Source organism: Pantoea sp. Cy-640 (genome assembly GCF_011752635.1).
GTDB classification, from domain to species: domain Bacteria; phylum Pseudomonadota; class Gammaproteobacteria; order Enterobacterales; family Enterobacteriaceae; genus Pantoea; species Pantoea dispersa.
This window is the reverse complement of the sequence record NZ_VWXB01000010.1, coordinates 50,047-74,559: the sequence shown is the minus strand read 5'-3', so window position 1 is coordinate 74,559 and position 24,513 is coordinate 50,047. Positions and strand designations below refer to the sequence as shown.

18 protein-coding genes are annotated in these 24,513 nt (G+C 58.7%); 15 read left to right on the top strand and 3 right to left on the bottom strand.

The window, feature by feature from the left end; translation table 11 throughout:
• Positions 1–9 precede the first annotated feature (9 nt).
• Positions 10–894, top strand: coding sequence for a 2-hydroxy-3-oxopropionate reductase (gene garR, locus F3J36_RS20675; RefSeq protein WP_058771604.1), 885 nt, complete (start codon positions 10–12; stop codon positions 892–894).
• Between the two features lie 85 nt (positions 895–979).
• On the top strand, positions 980–2,119 hold the full coding sequence (locus F3J36_RS20670; RefSeq protein ID WP_166720475.1) for a glycerate kinase: 1,140 nt from the start codon (positions 980–982) through the stop codon (positions 2,117–2,119).
• 172 nt (positions 2,120–2,291) lie between these two features.
• On the opposite strand, the gene barA is transcribed toward F3J36_RS20670, so the two are convergent.
• Positions 2,292–5,021 (bottom strand): two-component sensor histidine kinase BarA, encoded by a 2,730-nt coding sequence (barA, locus tag F3J36_RS20665; RefSeq protein WP_166720474.1) that lies wholly within the window; start codon positions 5,019–5,021, stop codon positions 2,292–2,294.
• 90 nt (positions 5,022–5,111) lie between these two features.
• Here barA and rlmD point away from each other — a divergent pair, with 90 nt between their 5' ends.
• The 6 genes from rlmD (at position 5,112) to queE (ending at position 13,681) form a co-directional block, all read left to right on the top strand.
• Positions 5,112–6,428 carry a 23S rRNA (uracil(1939)-C(5))-methyltransferase RlmD gene (gene rlmD / locus F3J36_RS20660; protein WP_166720473.1) on the top strand — a complete coding sequence of 439 codons (1,317 nt, stop codon included), beginning with the start codon at positions 5,112–5,114 and terminating at the stop codon, positions 6,426–6,428.
• A 32-nt stretch (positions 6,429–6,460) separates the two neighbouring features.
• On the top strand, positions 6,461–8,695 hold the full coding sequence (gene relA / locus F3J36_RS20655) for a GTP diphosphokinase (RefSeq protein ID WP_021507365.1): 2,235 nt from the start codon (positions 6,461–6,463) through the stop codon (positions 8,693–8,695).
• A gap of 109 nt (positions 8,696–8,804) precedes the next feature.
• The gene (mazG, locus tag F3J36_RS20650; RefSeq protein ID WP_125310165.1) at positions 8,805–9,587 is read left to right on the top strand and encodes a nucleoside triphosphate pyrophosphohydrolase; all 783 of its coding nucleotides are present in this window, start codon (positions 8,805–8,807) and stop codon (positions 9,585–9,587) included.
• A 259-nt stretch (positions 9,588–9,846) separates the two neighbouring features.
• Positions 9,847–11,484, top strand: coding sequence for a glutamine hydrolyzing CTP synthase (gene pyrG / locus F3J36_RS20645; protein WP_166720472.1), 1,638 nt, complete (start codon positions 9,847–9,849; stop codon positions 11,482–11,484).
• A gap of 77 nt (positions 11,485–11,561) precedes the next feature.
• A complete protein-coding gene (eno, locus tag F3J36_RS20640) occupies positions 11,562–12,860 on the top strand; it encodes a phosphopyruvate hydratase (protein ID WP_021507362.1) in 1,299 nt (432 codons plus the stop codon).
• Positions 12,861–13,009: 149 nt separating this feature from the next.
• Entirely contained in the window at positions 13,010–13,681 is a 672-nt protein-coding gene (gene queE / locus F3J36_RS20635) for a 7-carboxy-7-deazaguanine synthase QueE (protein WP_021507361.1), read from the top strand.
• A gap of 204 nt (positions 13,682–13,885) precedes the next feature.
• On the opposite strand, the gene queD is transcribed toward queE, so the two are convergent.
• On the bottom strand, positions 13,886–14,248 hold the full coding sequence (queD, locus tag F3J36_RS20630) for a 6-carboxytetrahydropterin synthase QueD (protein WP_176428100.1): 363 nt from the start codon (positions 14,246–14,248) through the stop codon (positions 13,886–13,888).
• Positions 14,249–14,541: 293 nt separating this feature from the next.
• Between queD and cysJ the strand changes: the two genes are divergently transcribed.
• From cysJ to F3J36_RS20615, 3 genes are read left to right on the top strand one after another with little or no spacing between them, the layout of a single operon-like run.
• Positions 14,542–16,344 (top strand): NADPH-dependent assimilatory sulfite reductase flavoprotein subunit, encoded by a 1,803-nt coding sequence (gene cysJ / locus F3J36_RS20625; protein WP_058759740.1) that lies wholly within the window; start codon positions 14,542–14,544, stop codon positions 16,342–16,344.
• Positions 16,344–18,068: an assimilatory sulfite reductase (NADPH) hemoprotein subunit gene (cysI, locus tag F3J36_RS20620; RefSeq protein ID WP_021507358.1), complete on the top strand. Its 1,725-nt coding sequence runs from the start codon at positions 16,344–16,346 to the stop codon at positions 18,066–18,068. Before cysJ ends, cysI begins: the two co-directional genes overlap by 1 nt.
• Positions 18,065–18,799: a phosphoadenylyl-sulfate reductase gene (locus F3J36_RS20615; RefSeq protein WP_058759741.1), complete on the top strand. Its 735-nt coding sequence runs from the start codon at positions 18,065–18,067 to the stop codon at positions 18,797–18,799. Before cysI ends, F3J36_RS20615 begins: the two co-directional genes overlap by 4 nt.
• Before the next feature lie 55 nt (positions 18,800–18,854).
• Here the strand turns inward: F3J36_RS20615 and F3J36_RS20610 are convergent, their stop codons facing one another.
• Positions 18,855–19,874, bottom strand: coding sequence for an aminopeptidase (locus F3J36_RS20610; protein ID WP_166720471.1), 1,020 nt, complete (start codon positions 19,872–19,874; stop codon positions 18,855–18,857).
• Positions 19,875–20,122: 248 nt separating this feature from the next.
• On the opposite strand from F3J36_RS20610, the gene cysG reads away from it, so the two are divergent.
• The 4 genes from cysG to cysC are packed head-to-tail and all read left to right on the top strand — an operon-like array spanning position 20,123 to position 24,499.
• Entirely contained in the window at positions 20,123–21,538 is a 1,416-nt protein-coding gene (cysG, locus tag F3J36_RS20605; RefSeq protein WP_021507355.1) for a siroheme synthase CysG, read from the top strand.
• Between the two features lie 9 nt (positions 21,539–21,547).
• Positions 21,548–22,456 carry a sulfate adenylyltransferase subunit CysD gene (gene cysD, locus F3J36_RS20600; protein ID WP_021507354.1) on the top strand — a complete coding sequence of 303 codons (909 nt, stop codon included), beginning with the start codon at positions 21,548–21,550 and terminating at the stop codon, positions 22,454–22,456.
• A gap of 10 nt (positions 22,457–22,466) precedes the next feature.
• A complete protein-coding gene (cysN, locus tag F3J36_RS20595) occupies positions 22,467–23,894 on the top strand; it encodes a sulfate adenylyltransferase subunit CysN (protein ID WP_166720470.1) in 1,428 nt (475 codons plus the stop codon).
• A complete protein-coding gene (cysC, locus tag F3J36_RS20590) occupies positions 23,894–24,499 on the top strand; it encodes an adenylyl-sulfate kinase (RefSeq protein ID WP_021507352.1) in 606 nt (201 codons plus the stop codon). The genes cysN and cysC overlap by 1 nt, the downstream gene beginning before the upstream one ends.
• The last annotated feature ends 14 nt before the right edge of the window (positions 24,500–24,513 follow it).

The following is a 24,513-nucleotide window of genomic DNA, read 5'->3' as shown; positions in this document are numbered from 1 at the left end:
GGAAAGGCAATGAAAATTGGATTTATCGGCCTCGGCATCATGGGCAAACCGATGAGTAAAAACCTGGTGAAAGCCGGTTACACCCTGGTGGTGCGCGACCACAACGCCAGCAACGAAGCCGAACTGGTGGAGCTGGGTGCCACCGTGGCGAAAACGCCGAAAGAGCTGGCCGCGCAGGTTGACGTGGTGATCACCATGGTGCCGAACTCACCGCAGGTAAAAGAGGTGTGTCTGGGCGAGAACGGCATCATCGAAGGGGCGAAGCCGGGGCTGGTGGTGATCGACATGAGCTCCATCGCGCCGCTGGCCAGCCGCGAAGTGCATGATGCGCTGGCAGAAAAAGGCATCAGAATGCTGGATGCGCCGGTGAGCGGCGGTGAGCCAAAAGCGATTGAAGGCACGCTGTCGGTAATGGTTGGCGGTGATAAAGCGCTGTTTGATCAGTGCTACGATGTTCTTAAGGCGATGGCCGGTTCGGTGGTGCACACCGGCGATATCGGCGCGGGCAACGTCACTAAACTGGCCAACCAGGTGATTGTGGCGCTTAACATTGCCGCGATGTCAGAAGCGCTGTCGCTGGCCACCAAAGCCGGCGTCAATCCGGAACTGGTTTACCAGGCGATTCGCGGCGGTCTGGCGGGCAGCACCGTGCTGGATGCCAAAGCGCCCATGGTGCTGGATCGCAACTTTAAGCCTGGCTTCCGTATCGATTTGCATATCAAGGACTTAGCCAATGCGCTTGATACCTCACACGGCATAGGCGCACATCTGCCGCTGACCGCAGCGGTGATGGAGATGATGCAGGCGCTAAAAGTCGACGGGCAGGGTACGTCCGATCATAGCGCGCTGGCTTGCTATTATGAAAAATTAGCCAAAGTTGAGATCACCCGGTAGTGCCCGCGTCCGGTGTCTGCGGATGCCGGACGCTGTACTGCCTTAGCCAGACGGATTTCCGTCACCTACCGCGCTCGGATTGCCTATGAAAATTGTCATCGCACCGGATTCATACAAAGAGAGTTTGTCCGCCCTGGAAGTGGCTACCGCGATAGAAGCGGGATTTCGCGAAATTTTCCCCGCCGCTGACTATGTCAAAATACCGGTCGCCGACGGCGGAGAAGGCACGGTTGAAGCAATGGTGGCGGCAACCCAGGGCAACATCGTCAGACTGACGGTGACCGGGCCGCTCGGCGAGCCGGTCGACGCGTTTTACGGATTATCCGGTGATGCGCGTACTGCCTTTATTGAGATGGCGGCGGCCAGCGGGCTGGAGCTGGTGCCTGCGGCACAGCGCGATCCGCTGATCACCACTTCCTACGGTACCGGTGAACTGATCAAAAACGCGCTGGATCGCGGCGTCGATCACATCATCATCGGCATCGGCGGCAGCGCCACTAACGACGGCGGTGCCGGCATGGTACAGGCGCTCGGTGCCCGGCTGCTGGACAGCGACGGCAGCGGGATTGGCTACGGCGGCGGGGCACTGCCGCAGCTGGCGAAGATTGAGATCGCCGATCTGGATCCGCGCCTGCTGCAGTGCCGCATTGAAGTGGCGTGCGACGTGACCAATCCGCTGATTGGCGAAGAGGGGGCGTCGGCGATTTTTGGCCCGCAGAAGGGGGCAACGCCGCAGCTGGTGCATCAGCTGGATGCCGCGCTCGGCCATTACGCCGCGATTATTCAGCGCGATCTGGATATTGATGTGCTGCACATCGCCGGCGGTGGCGCTGCCGGCGGCATGGGCGCGGCGCTGCATGCGTTTTGCCAAGCGGAACTGCGGCGCGGCATTGAGATTGTCACCGAAGCGCTGGGACTGGCGCAGCAGGTGCAGGATGCCGATCTGGTGATTACCGGTGAAGGGCGCATCGACAGTCAGTCAGTCAACGGCAAAGTGCCGGTTGGCGTGGCGCAGGTGGCGAAGCAGTTCAATAAGCCGGTGATCGGTATTGCCGGCAGCCTGACGGCGGATGTCGGTGTGGTGCATCAGCACGGGATCGACGCGGTGTACAGCGTGCTGTCGGGTATCTGTTCGCTGGAAGAGGCGCTGGCCAATGCCGCGCAGAATGTCCGCCTGACGGCAAGGAACGTCGCTGCCACGATCAAGGTGGGGCAGGGGTTGTAGGGGGAGGCGGTGCGGTTTTCCCCTCACCCTAACCCTCTCCCGGCGGGAGAGGGAACCGTCCGGCGCGATCCAGAGGAACAGCGCGAAATCCAAATCTTTGCACCATCAGCCCCCTCTCCCGCGTGCGGGAGAGGGCTGGGGTGAGGGCCCAGCGCACACCCCACAACCCTCACTACACCACGCGCAGCACCTGACGCGCTTCGCGCGCCACATTCGCTATCTCGTCGCTCAGCTCCAGCAGTTCTGGTTCCAGCGCTGCGATATCGCTCTCCTGATGCAGACTCTTCTCCAGCTGCTGACACAGCTGTTTCAGCCGCGGCACGCCGCTGTAGCTGGCGCTGCCGTGCAGCTTGTGGATAATCTCGCGCAGCCCATCGACGTCATTCTGCGCCATACACTGCGCCACGCGCTGCTCCACTTCCGGCAGAAAATCCAGCAGCATCTGCAGCAGATCGCGCGCCAGCTCGGCTTTATTCGCCGCCTGGCGCAGCGCCAGCGCCCAGTCGAGTGAGGGCGCGATAGCCGGTTGTCGCACCGCGCTCGCCACGCTGCCCGGCGCATAGCGCTGCAGCAGCTGCTTCAGCTTGTCCTCATCAATCGGTTTGGCGAGATAGTCATTCATGCCGGCGGCGATTAACTGCTCACGTTCGCCATCCAGCGCATGCGCCGTGACCGCGACAATCGGCGTGCTGGCGTGCTGTGGCAGGCTGCGGATGATCTCGCTGGCGCGGATGCCGTCGATGTCCGGCATCTGAATATCCATCAGGATCACGTCCAGCCGCTGCTGCCGCGCCTGATGAATCGCCTGACTGGCGTTGTCGCACAGAATGATGTTCTGGACCTGCTCCTCCAGCAATGCGCCGATCAGCTTCAGGTTGGCCGGATTATCATCCACCGCCATCACCGTCAGCGGCTGTCTTACGCCGCGCGGGGCGGCGTCGCTGTGACGCATGTTGAGATCGAGCAGCATCGGCAGCAATCGCGTCAGCGACACCGGTTTGGCAATGCAGCCGGCGATACCGCGCGCGCGCAAATCGTCAGCGAACAGCATCATTTCGCTTGGCAGCGCCAGCAGCACGGAGTCGGCGTGCGCGCGCAGGCGGGCAATCAGCGCATCGGACAGCGTAGCCGGATGCGGATCGCTGACCGGCAGCCCCATCAGCAGCAGCGGGAAATGGGCGTCGGGCAGATCGTCAAGGCTGGCAAAGTGCTGCACCTGCAGAGGCGTAATGCTCAGCATCTCCTGAACCGCTTTCGCCACCGCCGGATGGGGTTCGATATAAGCCAGCGGCGTGGCGTGCAGATCGTCCAGCATGCGTGGAATCGCCGGTGCGTTAGGATTGAGATCCAGATGTACCTGTACCCAGAAGGTGGAGCCCTGATTCTGCCGGCTGTGGAAGGCGATCTCACCGCCCATTTCGTGCACCAGTTTCTGCGTAATCACCAGGCCAAGACCGGTACCGCCGTGACGGCGCGAAATACTGGCGTCCGCCTGACGAAATGCCTGGAACAGCTGCGACTGCTGCTGCTCAGAGATACCGATGCCGGTATCGTGCACCTGAATCTCCAGTTCCGCCCGCGTGATGCTGAGATGACGCAGCTCGACGCGCAGATCAATGTGGCCGCGCTCGGTGAATTTGATGGCGTTGCCAATCAGGTTGATCAGAATTTGCTGCAGACGCAGCGGATCGCCAATCACATTATCCGGCACCTGTTTCTCGAGGCACACGGTGATCTCAAGGCCTTTCTCATGCGCGGACGGTGCCAGCAGCACCAGCGTTTCATCCAGCGTGGCGCGCAGCGGGAACGGGATCGACTCCAGCACCAGCTTACCGGCTTCCAGTTTGGAGAAATCGAGCACGTCGTTAATGATGCTCAGCAGGTTATTGGCCGAACGCTCAATGGTGCTCATGTAATCACGCTGGTTGGTGCTCAGCCCGGTTTTCAGCATCTGGCGGGTAAAGCCAATCACGCCATTGAGCGGCGTGCGCAGCTCGTGCGACATATTGGCGAGAAACTCCGACTTGATGCGTGCCGCTTCCTGGGCGCGCTTTTTCGCCAGGTCCAGCTCGACGTTCTGAATCTCCAGCTGCTCCAGCGTTTCGCGCAGATCGTAGGTTGCCTGGTCGATGTTCTGCTGCATCTCTTCATGGTAGGCAGTGAGCGACATCGCCATGGCGTTGATGCCGTTTTTCAGGATGCTCAGCTCGCCCAGCATATAGCCATCCACGCGGCTGTCGAGCTGTCCACGCCGGATGCGGTCCACGGTGGTAACCATATTGCGGATCGGGCCGGTGACGTCGCGCATCAGTCGATAGGCAAACAGCATGGCGATACACAGGCAGAACAGCAGCAGCAGCGTGGCGACAAACACCTCTTTATACTGCTCCAGCCGCACCGACTGCAGATCCAGCTCAATCGCTACATAACCCAGCGGATTGCCTGCCGGCTTGGCGTCTTCTCCCGGCAGTTCGTCCACCGAATAGCGTTCAGAGATGATTGGCGTGCGCAGCACCATCAGGTTGCCGTGTCGCTCCACCGACACGCCATCCGCCAGCGTGGAAATATCGGCTTTTTGCAGCAGCGCGAGGTTCTGGTTGTTATTGGAGCTGACGTAGATGTGATTGTTGTTGTCGAAAACCGTAATGGCACGGACAATATCGGAATGACGGCGATGCAGCAGGCTGACCAGCTCGCGAATCGCATCACGATTATGCCACGTCATGCCGTACTCGCTCGACACCGCCAGCGGTTCGATAATGTTAGCGCCGGCATCGCGCACCTGGTGCTGCAGTTCGTTGTAGCGGTGCACCACGAAGAAGGTACTGAGCAGCAGGCCAATCATCAGCGTCGGCGCCAGTATCAGAATCATCATTCGCGCCCGCAGGCTGTATTTGGTCATAATTGTGGCCTGGCGACTCCTGGCATTTTATCCCTGTGCAAAAACCGCATACGGCTGCACACCTAATGAAAACTGAGAATTCACAATACTATGGCGCAATTTTACTCCGCAAAACAGCGCGTGACGACGAAGCAACGTCTCAGCGTCACCATTGACGAGCTCGATCCCTTTGGTCAGGGCGTGGCGCGCCATAACGGTAAAACGCTGTTTGTCAGCGGCGCTCTACCCGGCGAACAGGCCGAGGTGATCCTGACCGAAGACAAGCGTCAGTTTGCGCGCGGCAAAGCCAAAAAGATTACACAACCGAGCCCGCAGCGCCAGCAACCGCGCTGCATCCATTTCGGCGTGTGCGGCGGCTGCCAGCAGCAGCACGTGTCCGTGGCGCTGCAGCAGGAGAGCAAAGCGCGGGCGCTGGGCCGCATGCTGAGTCAGGAAGCGGCGCTGCCGGTGCAGGTGGATGAGATCATCAGCGCTGCGCCCTGGGGCTATCGCCGGCGCGCGCGTCTCGGTTTGCAGTGGCTGCCGAAGCAGCAGCGCCTGCAGATGGGCTTCCGTCAGGCGGGCAGTAACGATCTGATTGATGTGACGCAATGCCCCGTTTTGGTGCCCGAGCTTGAGGCGCTGCTGCAGCCGCTGCACCACTGTCTCAGCAGCCTGCACGCAGCGAAACGGCTGGGGCATGTGGAACTGGTGCTGGCGGATAACGGTCCGCTAATGGTGCTGCGCCATCTTGATGCGCTCTCCGCTGCGGACCGGACAAAACTGGAACGTTTTTCGCATGAGCACCGGCTGATGATCTGGCTGGCGGACGGCAGTGACGCGCTGCAGGCGCTCGGTGCCGAGCAGCCTTACTACCGCTCGTTTGATTTGCAGCTAACCTTTAGCCCGCAGGATTTCATACAGGTCAACGATGGCGTGAATCAGCAGATGGTGGCACAGGCGATTGCCTGGCTGGATCTGCAGCCGGACGATCGGGTGCTCGATCTGTTCTGTGGCATGGGCAACTTCACATTGCCGCTAGGAAAGTTCGTACAAAATGCGGTGGGTGTGGAGGGCGTTGCAGCATTAGTGCGCCAGGCAGAGTATAATGCTCAGCTTAACAATCTCAGAAATGTCTGCTTCTTCCAGCACAATTTAGAGGAAGATGTCTCGCGCCAGCCCTGGGCGGCGCAGGGATTTAATAAGGTGTTACTGGATCCGGCACGAGCCGGGGCCGCGGGCGTGATGTCGCATATCGTTAAACTTGCGCCGCAACGCGTGGTCTATGTTTCCTGTAACCCGACAACACTTGCCCGCGACAGTCAGACATTACTGTCGGCGGGCTACCATCTGGAAAGGGTCGCGATGCTGGATATGTTCCCTCATACCAGCCATCTCGAATCCATGGTGCTGTTTAGCAAAACATAAGCGATGTTTAAGTCGCTGTGGCAGGAGAGGATATGGTTGCGGTTAGAAGTGCGCATTTAAATACGGCCGGGGAATTTGCCCTTGACCAGTGGATCGCCAGCTTGAGTATCAGTAATCCGCAATCCTGCGAACGACTGGCGGAAACATGGCGCTACTGTGAAGCCGAAACGCACGACCATCCAGATCAGGCTCTGCTGCTGTGGCGCGGTATTGAGATGGTGGAAATTCTCACCATGCTCAGTATGGACATCGACAGTCTGCGCGCCGCGCTGCTGTTCCCGCTGGCCAATGCGGGCGTGGTGAGCGAAGAGGATCTGGAGAAGGCCTTTGGCAAAAGCATCGTCTCGCTGGTGCACGGCGTGCGCGATATGGATGCCATCCGTCAGCTGAAAGCCATTCACAACGACTCAATGGCCTCAGAGCAGGTGGATAACGTGCGCCGCATGCTGCTGGCGATGGTGGAAGATTTCCGCTGCGTGGTCATCAAGCTGGCAGAACGTATTGCCCACCTGCGCGAGATGAAAGATGCGCCGGAAGATGAGCGCGTGCTGGCGGCGAAAGAGAGCACCAACATTTATGCGCCGCTGGCCAATCGTCTCGGGATCGGCCAGCTCAAATGGGAGCTGGAAGATTACTGCTTCCGCTACCTGCATCCTGACGAATATAAGCGCATCGCCAAACTGCTGCATGAACGCCGCATCGATCGTGAACAGTACATTGATAACTTCGTCGATAACCTGCGTAAAGAGATGCAAAAAGAGGGCGTGCGTGCGGAAGTTTACGGCCGTCCCAAGCATATCTACAGCATCTGGCGCAAAATGCAGAAGAAGTCGCTGGCGTTTGATGAGCTGTTCGACGTGCGCGCAGTGCGCATCGTCGCTGAACGCCTGCAGGACTGCTACGGCGCACTCGGCACCGTCCACACGCTGTATCGTCATCTGCCTAGCGAGTTCGACGATTACGTTGCCAATCCCAAGCCAAACGGCTATCAGTCGATTCATACCGTGGTGCTGGGACCGCAGGGCAAAACGGTCGAGATTCAGATCCGTACCCGCCAGATGCACGAGGACGCTGAGCTGGGCGTCGCGGCACACTGGAAGTACAAAGAAGGGCCGACGGCCAGCAACGCGCGCGGTGCCGCAGGGCACGAAGAGCGCATCGCCTGGCTGCGTAAACTGATTACCTGGCAGGAAGAGATGGCGGATTCCGGCGAGATGCTGGAAGAGGTGCGCAGCCAGGTATTTGATGACCGCGTTTACGTGTTTACGCCGAAGGGTGACGTGGTCGATTTGCCGGCCGGTTCCACGCCGCTCGACTTTGCCTACCACATTCACAGTGATATTGGTCATCGCTGCATCGGCGCCAAAATTGGCGGCCGTATCGTGCCCTTTACCTATCAGCTGCAGATGGGCGATCAGATTGAGGTGATCACCCAGAAGCAGCCGAACCCGAGCCGCGACTGGCTGAACCCCAACCTCGGCTATATCACCACCAGCCGTGGACGCTCGAAGATTCATGCCTGGTTCCGTAAACAGGATCGCGACAAAAATATCGCGGCCGGCCGGCAGATTCTGGATAGCGAGCTCGGTCAGCTGGATATCAGCATGCGCGAAGCCGAGAAGCTGCTGCTGCCGCGTTATAACGTCAGCTCACAGGATGAGCTGCTGGCGATGATTGGCGGCGGGGATATCCGTCTTAACCAGATGGTTAACTTCCTGCAGGCGAAGCTCAACAAGCCGAGCGCTGAAGAGGAAGATCGCGAGGCGCTGCGTCAGCTGACGCAGAAATCGCATCAGCCGTCGTCGGCGCGCAAAGAGAGTGGCCGCGTGGTGGTGGAGGGCGTCGGCAATCTGCTGCACCACATTGCGCGCTGCTGCCAGCCGATTCCGGGCGACGATATTGTCGGGTTTATTACCCAGGGGCGCGGCATTTCGATTCACCGCGCCGACTGCGATCAGCTCAGCGAACTGATTTCACATGCGCCGGAACGGATTGTCGATGCGGTGTGGGGCGAAAGTTACTCCAGCGGTTATTCGCTGGTGGTACGCGTGACGGCCAACGATCGCAGCGGGCTGCTGCGCGACATCACCACCATTCTGGCCAATGAAAAGGTCAACGTGCTGGGCGTGTCCAGCCGCAGCGACACCAAAAAGCAGCTCGCCACCATCGATATGGATATCGAGATTTATAACCAGCAGGTGCTGGGTCGCGTGCTGGCGCGCCTTAATCAGGTGCCGGATATTATCGATGCGCGCCGCTTACATTAAGCCCTGCTGAGACCGGTGCGCAGCAATGCGCACCGGGGCAAAACAGCGTAATTACCCTGCAGGGTCGCCATTAATGGCGGCTTTTTATCTTGTTGTTCCGGGGACTTTCATGACTGCTTTAAACCGCCTGCTCACCATCATGCAAACCCTGCGCGATCCGGTGCGCGGCTGCCCGTGGGATCGCCAGCAGACTTTCGCCTCTATCGCGCCGTATACGCTGGAAGAGACCTATGAAGTTATCGACGCCATCCAGCGCGAAGACTTTGACGATCTGCGCGGCGAACTGGGCGATCTGCTGTTTCAGGTGGTGTTCTACGCCCGCATGGCCGAGGAGCAGCAGCGTTTCAACTTCGATGACATCTGCAACGCCATCAGTGACAAACTGGAGCGTCGCCATCCGCACATCTTCGGTGAAGTCCAGGTCGATTCCACGGCCGAAGTGCTGAAAAACTGGGAGGCGATCAAGCAGCGCGAGCGTGCGGAGAAGTCGCAGCACTCGGTGCTGGACGATATCCCGAAAGCGCTGCCGGCGCTGATGCGCGCCTATAAAATCCAGAAGCGCTGTCACAGCGTAGGCTTCGACTGGGACAGCCTCGGGCCGGTGCTGGATAAAGTGCATGAAGAGATCGACGAAGTGATGCATGAAGCGCAGCAGGCCGTGGTGGACAGCGACAAGCTGGAAGAGGAGATTGGCGATCTGCTGTTCGCCACCGTCAATCTGTCACGCCATCTCGGCAGCAAAGCGGAAACCGCGCTGCAGAAGGCCAATGACAAGTTCGAGCGCCGCTTCCGTCAGGTCGAGAATATTATTCAGGCCCAGGGGCTGAGCATGGAACAGGCTACGCTGGCGCAGATGGAAGCCGCCTGGCAGCAGGTCAAAGCCGGCGAATAATCTTGTTCAGCCTCACCGCGCAGCGCAGGTGATTATTCCAGCGCTGCGCATAAAATCACCGGCCGAGCTTACTCGATTCAGCCAGTCGGCAACTTTGTGACGTACGTCAACATTTCACCCGGCACTCTCCGCTATGTTACAGGCTGTAATGCGAGGAGGATGGTGTGATTCATCAATTGTGGCTGCGGACGACTTCGGGTATACTGTTTTCCCGTCCTGGTTATTCCACCGTCTTTAAACCTAAACTCTCAGGTTCAGCATGACAACGAATTATATTTTTGTGACCGGCGGGGTCGTTTCCTCTCTGGGCAAAGGCATTGCCGCAGCCTCCCTCGCAGCCATCCTTGAAGCACGTGGTCTGAATGTGACCATCATGAAACTCGATCCGTATATCAACGTCGATCCGGGTACCATGAGCCCTACGCAGCACGGTGAAGTGTTCGTCACCGATGACGGGGCCGAGACCGATCTGGATTTAGGTCACTACGAGCGCTTCATCCGTACCAAAATGTCGCGCCGCAACAACTTTACTACCGGCCGTATCTACTCAGAAGTGCTGCGCAAAGAGCGTCGCGGCGACTATCTGGGCGCGACCATTCAGGTTATCCCACACATCACCAACGCCATCAAAGAGCGCATCATTGAAGGTGGCGAAGGTCATGACGTCGTGCTGGTGGAAATCGGCGGAACCGTGGGTGATATCGAATCCCTGCCGTTCCTGGAAGCGATTCGCCAGATGGCGGTCGATGTTGGCCGTGAACACACCATGTATATGCACCTGACGCTGGTGCCTTACATGGCGGCGGCGGGTGAAGTGAAAACCAAGCCAACTCAGCACTCGGTCAAAGAGCTGCTGTCGATTGGTATTCAGCCTGACGTGCTGATTTGCCGTTCAGACCGCGCGGTGCCCGCTAACGAGCGTGCGAAGATCGCCCTGTTCTGTAACGTGCCGGAAAAAGCGGTTATCTCGCTGAAAGACGTTGATTCGATCTACAAGATCCCGGGCCTGCTGAAATCGCAGGGTCTGGATGATTACATCTGCAAGCGTTTCAACCTGAGCGCGCCGGAAGCCAATCTGGCCGAGTGGGAGCAGGTGATTTACGAAGAAGCCAATCCGGGCGGCGAAGTGACCATCGGTATGGTCGGCAAATATGTCGAACTGCCGGATGCCTACAAATCCGTGATTGAAGCGCTGAAGCACGGCGGCCTGAAAAATCGCGTCACCGTGAACATCAAGCTGATCGATTCGCAGGATGTGGAAACGCGCGGCATCGAAATTCTGAAAGATCTTGATGCTATCCTGATTCCTGGTGGCTTCGGTTACCGCGGTGTGGAAGGGAAATTGCTGACCGCACAATACGCGCGTGAAAACAACATTCCGTACCTCGGCATTTGCCTTGGCATGCAGATTGCGCTGATGGAATTCGCGCGCAACGTGGCCGGGATGGAAGGCGCCAACTCCACTGAATTTGTGCCAGACTGTAAGTACCCGGTGGTTGCGTTAATCACCGAATGGCGCGATGAAAACGGTAACGTTGAACAGCGTACCGAGCAGAGCGATCTGGGCGGCACCATGCGTCTGGGAAGCCAGCAGTGCCAGCTGACGCCGGAAAGCAAAGTGCGCCAGCTGTACGGCTCTGACGTCATTACTGAGCGTCATCGCCACCGTTACGAAGTAAACAATCTGCTGCTGAAGCAGATTGAAGCGGCGGGTCTGCACATTGCAGGCCGTTCCGGCGACGATCAACTGGTGGAGATCATCGAGATCCCGAATCATCCATGGTTTGTAGCCTGCCAGTTCCACCCGGAATTCACGTCGACCCCGCGTGATGGTCATCCGCTGTTCGCTGGCTTTGTGAAAGCCGCGCAGGAGCACCAGAAGCGTTTAGCGAAGTAAGAGTTTAACGAACAGCGCGCGAACTTTTCGCGCGTTGTTTGTCTTAGGATTGACTAACTTGTACTGAGGAAAATCGAATGTCCAAAATCGTTAAAGTCATCGGTCGCGAAATCATCGACTCCCGTGGCAACCCGACTGTAGAAGCAGAAGTGCATCTGGAAGGCGGTTTCGTTGGTCTGGCTGCTGCGCCATCAGGTGCATCAACCGGTTCACGCGAAGCACTGGAGCTGCGTGACGGTGATAAGTCTCGTTTCCTGGGCAAAGGCGTAACCAAAGCGGTTGCTGCGGTTAACGGCCCAATCGCTGACGCGGTAAAAGGCAAAGATGCCAAAGACCAGGCGAACATCGATAAGATCATGATCGAGCTGGACGGTACTGACAACAAATCCAACTTCGGTGCAAACGCCATTCTGGCGGTTTCTCTGGCAGCAGCCAAAGCAGCAGCAGCCTCTAAAGGCCTGCCACTGTACGCACACATTGCAGAACTGAACGGCACCCCGGGCAAATACTCTATGCCACTGCCAATGATGAACATCATCAACGGTGGTGAGCACGCGGATAACAACGTTGATATCCAGGAGTTCATGATTCAGCCGGTTGGCGCGAAAACCGTGAAAGAAGCCATCCGTATGGGTTCTGAAGTGTTCCATCACCTGGCTAAAGTCCTGAAAGCCAAAGGCATGAACACCGCGGTGGGTGACGAAGGTGGCTACGCGCCAAACCTGGGTTCAAACGCCGAAGCGCTGGCCGTTATCGCCGAAGCTGTTAAAGCAGCAGGCTACGAGCTGGGCAAAGACATCACCCTGGCGATGGACTGCGCAGCATCTGAATTCTACAAAGACGGCAAATATGTGCTGGCTGGCGAAGGCAACAAAGCCTTCACTTCTGAAGAGTTCACCCACTTCCTGGAAGACCTGACCAAACAGTACCCAATCGTTTCTATCGAAGACGGTCTGGATGAGTCTGACTGGAACGGCTTCGCTTACCAGACCAAAGTGCTGGGCGACAAAATTCAGCTGGTGGGCGACGATCTGTTCGTGACCAACACCAAAATCCTGAAAGAAGGCATCGAGAAAGGCATCGCTAACTCTATTCTGATCAAATTCAACCAGATCGGTTCTCTGACCGAAACCCTGGCTGCGATCAAGATGGCGAAAGACGCTGGCTACACCGCGGTCATCTCTCACCGCTCTGGCGAAACTGAAGATGCGACCATCGCTGACCTGGCGGTCGGTACTGCCGCTGGCCAGATCAAAACCGGTTCTATGAGCCGTTCTGACCGCGTTGCTAAGTACAACCAGCTGATTCGTATCGAAGAAGCGCTGGGTGACAAAGCGCCGTTCAACGGTCTGAAAGAAGTTAAAGGCCAGGCGTAATCGCCTGCGGATGTGGCTAAACGGCCACATCGCCTGACATCAAGCCCCGCCTCGTGCGGGGCTTTTGCTTTTTATGGCACGAAGCAGCTGTGAAGCGACGCACAAAATCTGCCATAATCTGCGCCTCGAATTTCTGACGTGAGTAAAAAATGTTCTACCCGATTAACGAAATGTTCCAGACGCTGCAGGGCGAAGGTTTTTACACCGGCGTGCCGGCCATCTTTATCCGCTTACAAGGATGTCCGGTGGGCTGTAGCTGGTGTGATACCAAACATACCTGGGAAACGCGGGCGGATCGGGAGACGTCGCTGGGGGACATTCTGGTCAAAACCGTGGAGAGCGATGCCTGGGGCAGCGCCGATGCGGCCACGCTGATTGAGAGCATTCAGCGTCAGGGCTGGACCGCCCGCCATGTGGTAATCACCGGCGGTGAGCCGGCAATTTTTGACTTACGTCCACTGACCGAAGCGCTGGAAGCGGCCGGTTTTCAGTGTCAGATTGAAACCAGCGGCACGCATGAAGTGCACTGTTCCGCTGCCACCTGGGTGACGGTGTCGCCGAAGGTGAACATGCGGGGTGGCTACGATGTGCTGCCGCAGGCGCTGCAGCGTGCCGATGAGATCAAACATCCGGTGGCGCGCGAGCGGGATGTGGAAGCGCTGGATGCGCTGCTGGCTGGCCTGCAGGATGAGAAAAAACGCATTGTGGCGCTGCAGCCCATCAGCCGTGGCGAGGCGGCGACCAGACTGTGTATCGAAACCTGCATTGCCCGCAACTGGCGGCTTTCGATGCAGACGCACAAATACCTGAACATCGCCTGATTCACCCGAGGCGCACCCGGCAAAATCAACGCAATTGTGGCTGGTGCGCATCAATGCGCACCCTGTAAAACTCATTACACCGTAGGGTCGCCATTGATGGCGACCTGGCCAATGGTACCCGATGCGCATCAATGCGCACCCAGTAAACCGCACTGCACCGTAAGGTCGCCATTGATGGCGACCTTCTGACCTTTACCGCGGCTGTCAGCCGCGATAGACGCAGCCTGCGGTGCAGGTCTCTTTGATCATCACCGCACTCAGCTCAGGCAGAATCGGCTTCATCTCATCCCAGATCCATTTCGCCAGCACTTCGCTGGTTGGGTTCTCCAGACCGGGAATATCGTTGAGATAATGGTGATCGAGGCGATCGTAGATCGGCCTGAACGCCGCCTTCAGTTCGGCAAAATCCATTACCCAACCGGTATGCGCATCCACTTCACCGGTAATTTCCAGTCGCACCAGAAATGAATGGCCGTGCAGACGACCGCATTTATGCCCTTCCGGCACGTGAGGTAAGCGGTGGGCCGCTTCAAACTGGAACTCTTTAAACAGCGTGGTAGACATAATGGCTCTCAGACGTAAAAACCGCTGAAGTCTACCTGAAAAGCAGATTTTTCGCACCCGCCAGCGCTGAAAAGGACATTTCTGCCGATCTGCCGTTTACGCCGTAAATTAACTGATTGAATTACGACGACTTTATTTACCACTTTTACTGGTTAGACTGACCCAAAAAACCACTTAGTCATTTTGGTTATTTATTATGTCGAAGCCTTATTTAATCGTTAATATACAGGCCGGTAACCTACCCACTCTTCCGCCGCTTCCCGGTACGGATTTCTGACACTGGAATTTTTAACGCGATGACGACTCAGGCACCCCCAGCGATGCTTCCGCTATCCCCGGAGCAAATTGCGCGCTTACAGGCCGCGACCACCGATTTCAATCCAACGCAGCTGGCATGGCTCTCTGGCTACTTCTGGGGCATGGTTAATCAGGCACCGGGCACCGTTGCCGCGCCTGCGCCAGTCGCCGCCGAGGTGCCGGGCATTACGCTGATCTCCGCCTCCCAAACCGGCAATGCGCGCCGGCTGGCCGAGCAGCTGCGTGACGATTTACTGGCGGCGAAACTGAGCGTCAACCTGGTGAATGCCGGCGACTACAAATTCAAACAGATCGGTCAGGAAAAACTGCTGGTCATCGTGACCTCAACGCAGGGCGAGGGCGAACCGCCGGAAGAGGCGGTGGCGCTGCATAAATTCCTGCTGTCGAAGAAAGCGCCGAAGCTGAGTGATACCGCCTTTGCCGTGTTTGGTCTTGGCGATACCTCCTATGAATTTTTCAGTCAGGCCGGTAAAGACTTCGACCAGCGTCTGGCCGAACTGGGCGGCGAACGCCTGCTGGATCGCGTGGATGCCGATGTTGAATACAGCGAACTGGCCAGCGCCTGGCGTCTGCAGCTCACCGATATTCTCAAAGCACGCGTGCCGGCGGAACCGGCAGCGCAGCTGGCAGCCAGCGCGGCTGGCAGCGTCAATCTGGTGGACAGCAGTCCTTACACCAAAGAAGCGCCGCTCACCGCCAGCTTTGCCCTGAACCAGAAAATTACCGGTCGTAACTCAGATAAAGACGTGCGCCATATTGAAATCGATCTGGGAGATTCCGGTCTGCGTTACCAGCCAGGCGATGCGCTCGGCGTATGGTATGAAAACGATGCGGAACTGGTGCAGGAGCTGCTGCAGCTGGTGTGGCTGAAAGGCGATGAGCAGGTCGAGGTGCGCGGAGAAACCCTGCCGCTGGCCGAGGCGCTGCAGAAACATTTTGAGCTGACGGTCAACACGCCGCAGATTGTCGAGCAGTATGCGGCCCTGTCGCGCAACGAGGCGCTGCTGGCGCTGGCGGGCGACAAGCCGAAGCTGCAAAGCTTCGCGCAGAGTTTCCCGATTGTCGACATGGTGCGCCAGGCACCCACCGAACTGAACGCCGGCCAGCTGACTGGCCTGCTGCGTCCGCTAACGCCGCGGCTTTACTCCATCGCCTCGTCGCAGGCGGAGAGCGAAACCGAAGTGCATATTACCGTCGGCGCGGTGCGTTATGAAATTGACGGCCGTCAGCGCGGCGGCGGTGCTTCTACCTGGCTGGCCGATCGCCTGGAAGAAGATGGCGAAATCCGCGTGTTCATCGAGCATAACGATAATTTCCGCCTGCCGGCCAATCCGGATGCACCGGTGATCATGATCGGCCCGGGCACCGGCATTGCCCCGTTCCGCGCCTTCATGCAGCAGCGTGAAAACGACGGTGCCAGTGGTAAAAACTGGCTGTTCTTTGGTAATCCGCACTTCACCGAAGATTTCCTCTATCAGGTAGAGTGGCAGAAATACGTTAAAGACGGTCTGCTGACCCATATCGATCTGGCGTGGTCACGCGATCAGGCCGAAAAGATTTACGTACAGGATAAAATCCGCGCCAGAGGGGCGGAAGTGTGGCGCTGGATTGAAGAGGGCGCGCACCTGTACGTCTGCGGCGACGCCAATCGCATGGCGAAAGACGTTGAACAGGCATTACTGGATGTGGTGGTCGAACACGGCGGCATGGATCGTGAAACCGCTGACGAATTTTTAAGTGAGCTGCGCATTGAGCGCCGTTATCAGCGAGACGTTTACTAATGAGCGAAAAACATCCTGGACCGCTGGTGGTTGAAGGCAAACTTTCCGACGCCGAGCGTCTGAAAAAGCAGAGCAACTACCTGCGCGGCACCATTTTAGAAGATCTCGACAATGGCCTGACCGGCGGCTTTACCGGCGATAACTTCCTGCTGATCCGTTTTCACGGCATGTACCAGCAGGATGACCGCGACATCCGCGCCGAGCGCGCTGCGCAGAAGCTGGAGCCACGTCATGCCATGATGCTGCGCTGCCGTCTGCCGGGCGGCATCATCACGCCAACGCAGTGGCTGGCGATTGATAAATTTGCCACCGACAAAACGCTGTATGGCAGCATTCGCCTGACTAACCGTCAGACGTTCCAGTTTCACGGCATTCTGAAGAAGAACGTTAAGCCGACTCACCAGATGCTGCATGAAGTCGGACTGGACGCGCTGGCTACTGCCAACGACGTCAACCGTAACGTGCTGTGTACCTCGAACCCGGTGGAGTCAGAGCTGCATCAGGAAGCGTACGAGTGGGCGAAAAAGCTTTCCGAGCACCTGCTGCCGCAGACGCGCGCCTACGCCGAGATCTGGTGGGATCAGGAGAAGGTCGCCACCACCGATCAGGAGCCGATCCTCGGTGAAACCTATCTGCCACGTAAGTTTAAAACCACCGTGGTGGTGCCGCCGCATAACGATGTCGATCTGCATGCGAACGATCTGAACTTCATCGCCATTGCGGAGAATGGCAAGCTGATTGGCTTTAACCTGCTGGTCGGCGGCGGCTTGTCGATTGAGCACGGCAACAAAGCCACTTACGCGCGCACCGCCAGCGAGTTTGGTTACCTGCCGGTGGAGAAGATCCTTGATGTGGCTGCGGCGGTGGTCACCACGCAGCGCGACTGGGGTAACCGTACCGATCGTAAAAATGCCAAAACCAAATACACGCTGGAGCGCGTCGGCGTCGAGACCTTTAAAGCCGAAGTCGAGAAGCGTGCCGGCCTGACCTTCGAGCCGATTCGCCCGTACGAATTTACCACCCGTGGCGATCGCATCGGCTGGGTGAAGGGCATCGACAAGAAATGGCACCTGACGCTGTTTATCGAAAACGGTCGCCTGCTGGATTATCCGGGCCGTCCGCTGAAGCGTGGTATCGCGGAGATTGCCAAAGTGCATCAGGGCGATTTCCGCCTGACCGCCAATCAGAACCTGATTGTGGCCGGCGTACCGGAGGCGCAGAAAGCGCAGATCGAAGCCATTGCGCGTGAGCATGGCCTGATGGAAGCGGTCACGCCGCAGCGTGAAAACTCCATGGCCTGCGTGGCCTTCCCGACCTGTCCGCTGGCGATGGCTGAAGCCGAACGCTTCCTGCCGTCCTTCGTCAGCAAAGTGGAGGAGATCATGCACCGCCACGGCGTCGGCGAAGAGCACATAGTGTTACGCGTTACCGGTTGTCCGAACGGTTGCGGGCGTGCCATGCTGGCCGAACTGGGCCTGGTGGGCAAAGCGCCGGGCCGTTACAACCTGCATATTGGTGGTAATCGCATCGGCACGCGCATCCCGCGCATGTACCGCGAAAACATCACGGAAAACGAAATCCTCGCCAGCATCGATGAGCTGGTGGCGCGCTGGGCCAGCGAGCGCACGGCGGATGAAGGATTTGGTGACTTCGTGATTCGCGCGGGCATTGTGCAGCCGGTGGTCGATCCCGCCCGTGATTTCTGGGACCCGGAGGCAGTATGACACTACCCGATCTCGCCAGCCTGAACAGCGGCAGCAAAGTCGATCGCATCATGGCGCTGGCGGAAAGCAACGTCCAGCTGGAAAAACTCTCTGCCGAACAGCGCGTCAGCTGGGCGCTGGAGCAGCTGCCGGGCGCCTTCGTGCTGTCGTCGAGTTTTGGTATTCAGGCGGCGGTGCTCCTGCACATGGTCACGCAGCAGCGCCCGGATATTCCGGTCATCCTCACCGATACCGGTTATCTGTTCCCTGAGACCTACCGCTTCATTGATGAACTGACGCAGCAGCTGAACCTGAATCTGCAGATCTTCCGCGCCGAAACCTCACCGGCGTGGCAGGAAGCGCGCTACGGCAAGCTGTGGGAGCAGGGCGTTGAAGGGATCGAGCAGTACAACCAGCTGAACAAAGTCGAGCCGATGAACCGCGCGCTGCAAACGCTGGGTGCGCAGACCTGGTTTGCCGGCCTGCGCCGCGATCAGTCTGGCAGTCGTGCCAGCCTGCCGGTACTGGCCGTGCAGCGTGGCGTGTTCAAAATCCTGCCGATCATCGACTGGGACAACCGTCAGGTGCACCAGTATCTGAAGCAGCATGGGCTGAAGTACCATCCGCTGTGGGACGAAGGTTACCTCTCCGTGGGCGACACGCACACCACGCGCAAGTGGGAGCCGGGGATGGCCGAGGAAGAGACGCGCTTTTTCGGCCTCAAACGCGAATGCGGGTTACACGAAGGCTGACGGGCGCAATTGCTGCGAGTGCGCAGCGGTGCGCACCCGCAAAACCGGCAAGATCTTACAACGTCGGATTAGCCAGCTCCGTCAGCAGCGGCTGCAAAATGCGTACGCTGTCGCGCGTGCGCTGATGGATGCGCCCCGGCAGCCAGTGGTCGATGTAAGTCAGATTATCGCGCCCGGTCTGGTGGCGCACCGTACCCTCCGGAAAGTGAGGTGACCGAGCGCGCTGCTGCTCACCGGCTTTATTGCCCAGCGCCCAGTTGGCTGCGGTAACGTCCAGCAGCGGAATCCCGGCTTTATCAAACGGATTAACGCCCGGGTAATCGCGTGCGGTCAGCGCGTGGCTGGCGGCCGTGATGCCGTAACGGTGCGCAATCTGCAGGGCGCGTGCGCTGGTCTGCTTGCGTACCGCCGCTGGCGTATTCATGCCGTTATTAAAGTAGAGACGATCGCCAACGATCAGGCTATTCAGATCGATCACCAGCAGCGTATCTTTCTTCTCCTGCACGCTCATGCGCGCCAGATAATCATCCATACCGTGTAAACCGGCTTCGCCTGCGCTCAGCGCCACAAAGCGCACGCCATAGTGCAGCGGCGTTTGACTCAGCGCCTGCGCCAGCTCCAGCATCACGCCCAGCCCGGAAGCGTTATCGTCCACGCCCTGCAAACGCAGGCCGCCGAGATTATTATCTGCCTCGTGCTGGCTGAGCGGCGTCCAGGTATCCAGATGGGTGACGACCAGAATCTCCTGCGGCACGCTGCCGGCGCGTGCGGCGATCACCGAGGTCGCCGTCACTTTATGGCGGCGCGTGATGCCCTGTTTCTCCAGCCAGTTATAGCTGGTGTTAAACTGCCGGGTATTGCTCTGATAACCAAGCTGGGTGAACTGCTGCTGCAGATAATCTGCCGTCATCAGCTCGGCGGGGCTGCCGCTCATGCGGCCGGGGAAATAGGTGGCAATGTGGCGCAGCTGCTGTTCGGCAAAGTGGCCAGGTGCGCTCGCTGCAGCCTGCGCCAAAAGAGGCAAACCGCCGGCAATCAGTGCTGCCAGCACGCTGCGGCGGAGAGTGGCAAACATAGTGGTTGTCCTTTTCTGACATCCCGTCAGGGTAAAAAAATTCTGAGTTAGTATGAAACTGTGACGCCGCCTGCACAATTTGTATCGCTCCGAAACACCAGCAATATCATTTGTTAAGCACAAATTGTTATCAACAATCCCGGTGCGTTATTCCATTTGGTAACTACTCATGCTAATTCGTAATTTCATCTGCCAGAAGGCGGGGACGTATAGTCGCGTTAACTTATTGTAAAACTAACAAGGTTAACGTGGATTACTTGCCTCTCTTTGCCGATCTCAAAAACCGTCCGGTGCTGGTGGTCGGCGGTGGCGAAATCGCTGCGCGTAAAATTGAGCTGCTGCGGCGTGCCGGTGCGCACGTGCGGGTAGCCGCGCGCGAGCTCGGCCATGAACTGCAGGCGCTGCGCGACATTAACGCCATTGAGTGGATTGCTCAGCACTTCGACGCGGCGCAGCTGGACGATGTTTTCCTCGTGATTGCCGCCACCGACGATAACGCCCTCAACGCGCAGGTATTTGATGCCGCCAATGCGCGCCACAAGCTGGTGAATGTGGTCGACGACCAGCCGAAATGCAGCTTTATCTTCCCGTCGATTGTTGACCGCTCACCGCTGGTGGTGGCGATCTCCTCCAGCGGCACCGCGCCGGTGCTGGCGCGTCTGCTGCGTGAAAAAATCGAGGCGCTGCTGCCCGCCAATCTCGGGCAGATGGCCGAAGTGGCCGGTCAGTGGCGCGACAAAGTCAAACAGCGCTACCACAAAATGTCTGACCGTCGTCGCTTCTGGGAGCGGGCTTTTAATGGCCTGTTTGCCAGCCAGATGGCGGCGGGTAACGTCAACGAGGCGCGCCGCACGCTCGATCGCGAACTGGAAAACACCTCCGATAATCAGGGTGAAATCACGCTGGTCGGTGCCGGACCGGGCGACAGCGGTCTGCTGACGCTGCGCGGGCTGCAGGTGATGCAGCTGGCCGATGTGGTGCTGTATGACCATCTGGTCAGCGACGAGGTGCTGGAGCTGGTAAGACGCGATGCCGATCGTATCTGCGTCGGCAAACGCGCCGGCGCCCATTCGGTGCCGCAGGAAGAGACCAATCAGCTGCTGGTGACGCTGGCGCAGCAGGGCAAGCGCGTGGTGCGCCTGAAAGGCGGCGATCCGTTTATTTTTGGCCGCGGCGGCGAAGAGCTGCAGGCGGCGCAGGCGGCGGGCATTCCGTTCCAGGTGGTGCCGGGCATCACTGCGGCCGCAGGCGCTACCGCGTATGCCGGTATTCCGTTAACCCATCGCGATTATGCCCAGAGCGTGCTGTTTATTACCGGTCACTGCCGCGCCGACGGCGACGGTATCGACTGGCCGTCGCTGGCGCGCGCGCGGCAGACGCTGGCAATTTACATGGGCACGGTGAAAGCGGCGGAGATTGCCGCCGGGCTGATCGAACACGGCCGCGCGCCGTCAACGCCAGTGGCAGTGATTGGTCGCGGCACGCGCCAGGATCAACAGGTGCTGACCGGCACCTTAGCACAACTCGAGGCGCTGGCAGCTGCCGCGCCGACGCCAGCGCTATTAGTGATTGGCGAAGTGGTGAATCTGCACGGGCAACTTGCCTGGTTCCAACATTCGGCACAGCAGGGGGCTCGCGAGTCCGCCGTTGTCAATTTGGCTTGAGGAAAAATTATGGACCAAAATCGTCTCACTCATCTGCGCCAGCTGGAGGCAGAGAGTATCCATATCATCCGCGAGGTGGCGGCCGAGTTCAGCAATCCGGTGATGATGTACTCCATCGGTAAAGACTCCTCGGTGATGCTGCATCTGGCGCGCAAAGCCTTCTATCCGGGCACGCTGCCGTTTCCGCTGCTGCACGTTGATACCGGCTGGAAATTCCGTGAAATGTACGAGTTCCGCGATCGCACCGTGAAAGCGATGGGCGCAGAGCTGCTGGTGCACCGTAACCCGGAAGGCGTGGCGATGGGTATCAACCCGTTCGTGCACGGCAGCGCCAAACACACCGACATCATGAAAACCGAGGGCCTGAAGCAGGCGCTGAACAAATACGGTTTTGATGCGGCATTCGGTGGCGCACGCCGTGACGAAGAGAAGTCGCGCGCCAAAGAGCGTATCTATTCGTTCCGCGATCGTTTCCACCGCTGGGATCCGAAAAACCAGCGTCCGGAGCTGTGGCACAACTACAATGGCCAGATCAACAAAGGCGAAAGCATTCGCGTGTTCCCGCTCTCCAACTGGACCGAGCTGGATATCTGGCAGTACATCTTCCTGGAAAACATCGAAATCGTGCCGCTGTACCTGGCTGCACCGCGCCCGGTGCTGGAGCGCGACGGCATGCTGATGATGATTGATGACGATCGTATCAACCTGCAGCCGGGTGAAGTGATTAAGCAGCGTATGGTGCGTTTCCGTACCCTCGGCTGCTGGCCACTGACCGGCGCGGTGGAATCCGAGGCGCAGACGCTGCCGGAAATCATTGAAGAGATGCTGGTCTCCACCACCAGTGAACGTCAGGGGCGCGTGATTGACCGCGACCAGGCCGGTTCGATGGAACTGAAAAAACGTCAGGGTTATTTCTAAGGAGACGCCGATGAATACCGTTATTGCCCAACAGATTGCCGAGCAGGGCGGCGTTGAAGCCTGGCTGACCGCGCAACAACACAAAAGCCTGCTGCGTTTTCTCACCTGCGGCAGCGTCGACGACGGCAAAAGTACGCTGATTGGCCGTCTGCTGCACGATACGCGCCAGATTTATGAAGATCAGCTGTCGTCGCTGCACAATGACAGCAAACGCCACGGCACCCAGGGCGAGAAACTCGATCTGGCGCTGCTGGTTGATGGCCTGCAGGCCGAGCGCGAGCAGGGCATCACTATCGATGTGGCCTATCGCTATTTCTCCACCGAGAAGCGCAAATTCATCATCGCCGACACGCCGGGGCACGAGCAGTACACCCGCAACATGGCGACCGGTGCCTCAACCTGCGATCTGGCGATCCTGCTGATCGATGCGCGCAAAGGCGTGCTGGATCAGACCCGTCGCCACAGCTTTATTGCCACGCTGCTGGGCATCAAACATCTGGTGGTGGCGATCAACAAGATGGATCTGGTGGCGTACAGCCAGGAGACCTTCGAGCAGATCAAACAGGATTACCTCGATTTTGCCGCGCAGCTGCCGGACGATCTTGATATCCGCTTTGTGCCGATGTCGGCGCTGGAAGGCGATAACGTCGCCACCCCGAGCGTAACCATGCCGTGGTACAGCGGCCCGACGCTGCTCGACGTGCTGGAGACGGTAGAGCTGAAGCGCGTGGTCGACACGCAGCCGATGCGCTTCCCGGTGCAGTATGTTAACCGGCCGAACCTCGACTTCCGTGGCTATGCCGGTACGCTGGCGTCGGGCGTGGTCAGCGTCGGCCAGCGGGTGAAAGTGCTGCCGTCCGGCGTGGAATCCAGCGTTGCGCGTATCGTCACCTTTGACGGCGACCTGCAGCAGGCGGCCGCCGGTGAGGCGATTACCCTGGTGCTGAACGATGAGATCGACATCAGCCGTGGCGATCTGCTGGTGGATGCTGCCGCCGATTTGCAGGCGGTGCAGTCCGCGACCGTCGACGTGGTGTGGATGGCGGAACAGCCGCTGCAGCCGGGGCAAAGCTATGAAGTGAAAATTGCCGGTAAGAAAGCGCGTGGCCGCGTCGAAAAGATTCCCCATCAGGTGGAGATCAACACGCTGGAAAAACGCGCGGTCGACAGCCTGCCGCTCAACGGCATCGGTCTGGTAGAAGTGACGTTTGATGAACCGATGGTGCTGGATGCTTACCAGCAGAACCCGGTGACCGGCGGCATGATCTTTATCGATCGCCTGAGCAACGTGACCGTCGGTGCCGGCATGATCCATCAGCCGCTGAGCGCCGCGCGCAGTCAGGCTGGTCAGTACAGTGATTTCGAGCTGGAGCTGAACGCGCTGGTGCGCCGTCACTTCCCGCACTGGAACGCACGCGACCTGCTGGGCGGTCAGTAATGGCGCAGCACGACGAAAACGTGGTGTGGCATGACCATCCGGTCACGCGCGCTGAACGCGAACAGCAGCACGGCCATCGTGGCGTGGTGCTGTGGTTTACCGGGCTCTCTGGCTCGGGTAAATCTACCGTGGCCGGTGCACTGGAGCAGGCGCTGCACCGGCTGGGCGTCAGCACCTATCTGCTGGACGGCGACAATGTGCGTCACGGCCTGTGCCGCGATCTCGGTTTCAGCGATGAAGACCGCAAAGAGAATATCCGGCGCGTGGGTGAAGTGGCGAAACTGATGGTGGATGCCGGACTGGTGGTGCTGACGGCGTTCATCTCGCCGCACCGTGCCGAGCGCCAGATGGTGCGCGATCTGCTCGGTGACGGACAGTTTATCGAGGTGTTCGTCGATACGCCGCTGGCGGTGTGCGAAGCGCGCGATCCGAAAGGCTTGTATAAAAAAGCCCGTGCCGGCGAGCTGCGTAACTTCACCGGTATCGACAGCGTTTACGAGGCGCCAGACGCGCCGGAAATCCAGCTGGATGGTGAACAATTGGTTACAAAACTGACCGGCCAATTGTTAGACCTGCTGCGCCACCACGATATCATCAGATCCTGAACCGACAGCGGCAA

Coding starts and splice junctions, on each gene's coding strand:
- garR (WP_058771604.1), top strand. CDS start 10: ATGAAAATTGGATTTATCGGCCTCGGCATCATGGGCAAACCGATGAGT.
- F3J36_RS20670 (WP_166720475.1), top strand. CDS start 980: ATGAAAATTGTCATCGCACCGGATTCATACAAAGAGAGTTTGTCCGCC.
- barA (WP_166720474.1), bottom strand. CDS start 5,021: ATGACCAAATACAGCCTGCGGGCGCGAATGATGATTCTGATACTGGCG.
- rlmD (WP_166720473.1), top strand. CDS start 5,112: ATGGCGCAATTTTACTCCGCAAAACAGCGCGTGACGACGAAGCAACGT.
- relA (WP_021507365.1), top strand. CDS start 6,461: ATGGTTGCGGTTAGAAGTGCGCATTTAAATACGGCCGGGGAATTTGCC.
- mazG (WP_125310165.1), top strand. CDS start 8,805: ATGACTGCTTTAAACCGCCTGCTCACCATCATGCAAACCCTGCGCGAT.
- pyrG (WP_166720472.1), top strand. CDS start 9,847: ATGACAACGAATTATATTTTTGTGACCGGCGGGGTCGTTTCCTCTCTG.
- eno (WP_021507362.1), top strand. CDS start 11,562: ATGTCCAAAATCGTTAAAGTCATCGGTCGCGAAATCATCGACTCCCGT.
- queE (WP_021507361.1), top strand. CDS start 13,010: ATGTTCTACCCGATTAACGAAATGTTCCAGACGCTGCAGGGCGAAGGT.
- cysJ (WP_058759740.1), top strand. CDS start 14,542: ATGACGACTCAGGCACCCCCAGCGATGCTTCCGCTATCCCCGGAGCAA.
- cysI (WP_021507358.1), top strand. CDS start 16,344: ATGAGCGAAAAACATCCTGGACCGCTGGTGGTTGAAGGCAAACTTTCC.
- F3J36_RS20615 (WP_058759741.1), top strand. CDS start 18,065: ATGACACTACCCGATCTCGCCAGCCTGAACAGCGGCAGCAAAGTCGAT.
- F3J36_RS20610 (WP_166720471.1), bottom strand. CDS start 19,874: ATGTTTGCCACTCTCCGCCGCAGCGTGCTGGCAGCACTGATTGCCGGC.
- cysD (WP_021507354.1), top strand. CDS start 21,548: ATGGACCAAAATCGTCTCACTCATCTGCGCCAGCTGGAGGCAGAGAGT.
- cysN (WP_166720470.1), top strand. CDS start 22,467: ATGAATACCGTTATTGCCCAACAGATTGCCGAGCAGGGCGGCGTTGAA.
- cysC (WP_021507352.1), top strand. CDS start 23,894: ATGGCGCAGCACGACGAAAACGTGGTGTGGCATGACCATCCGGTCACG.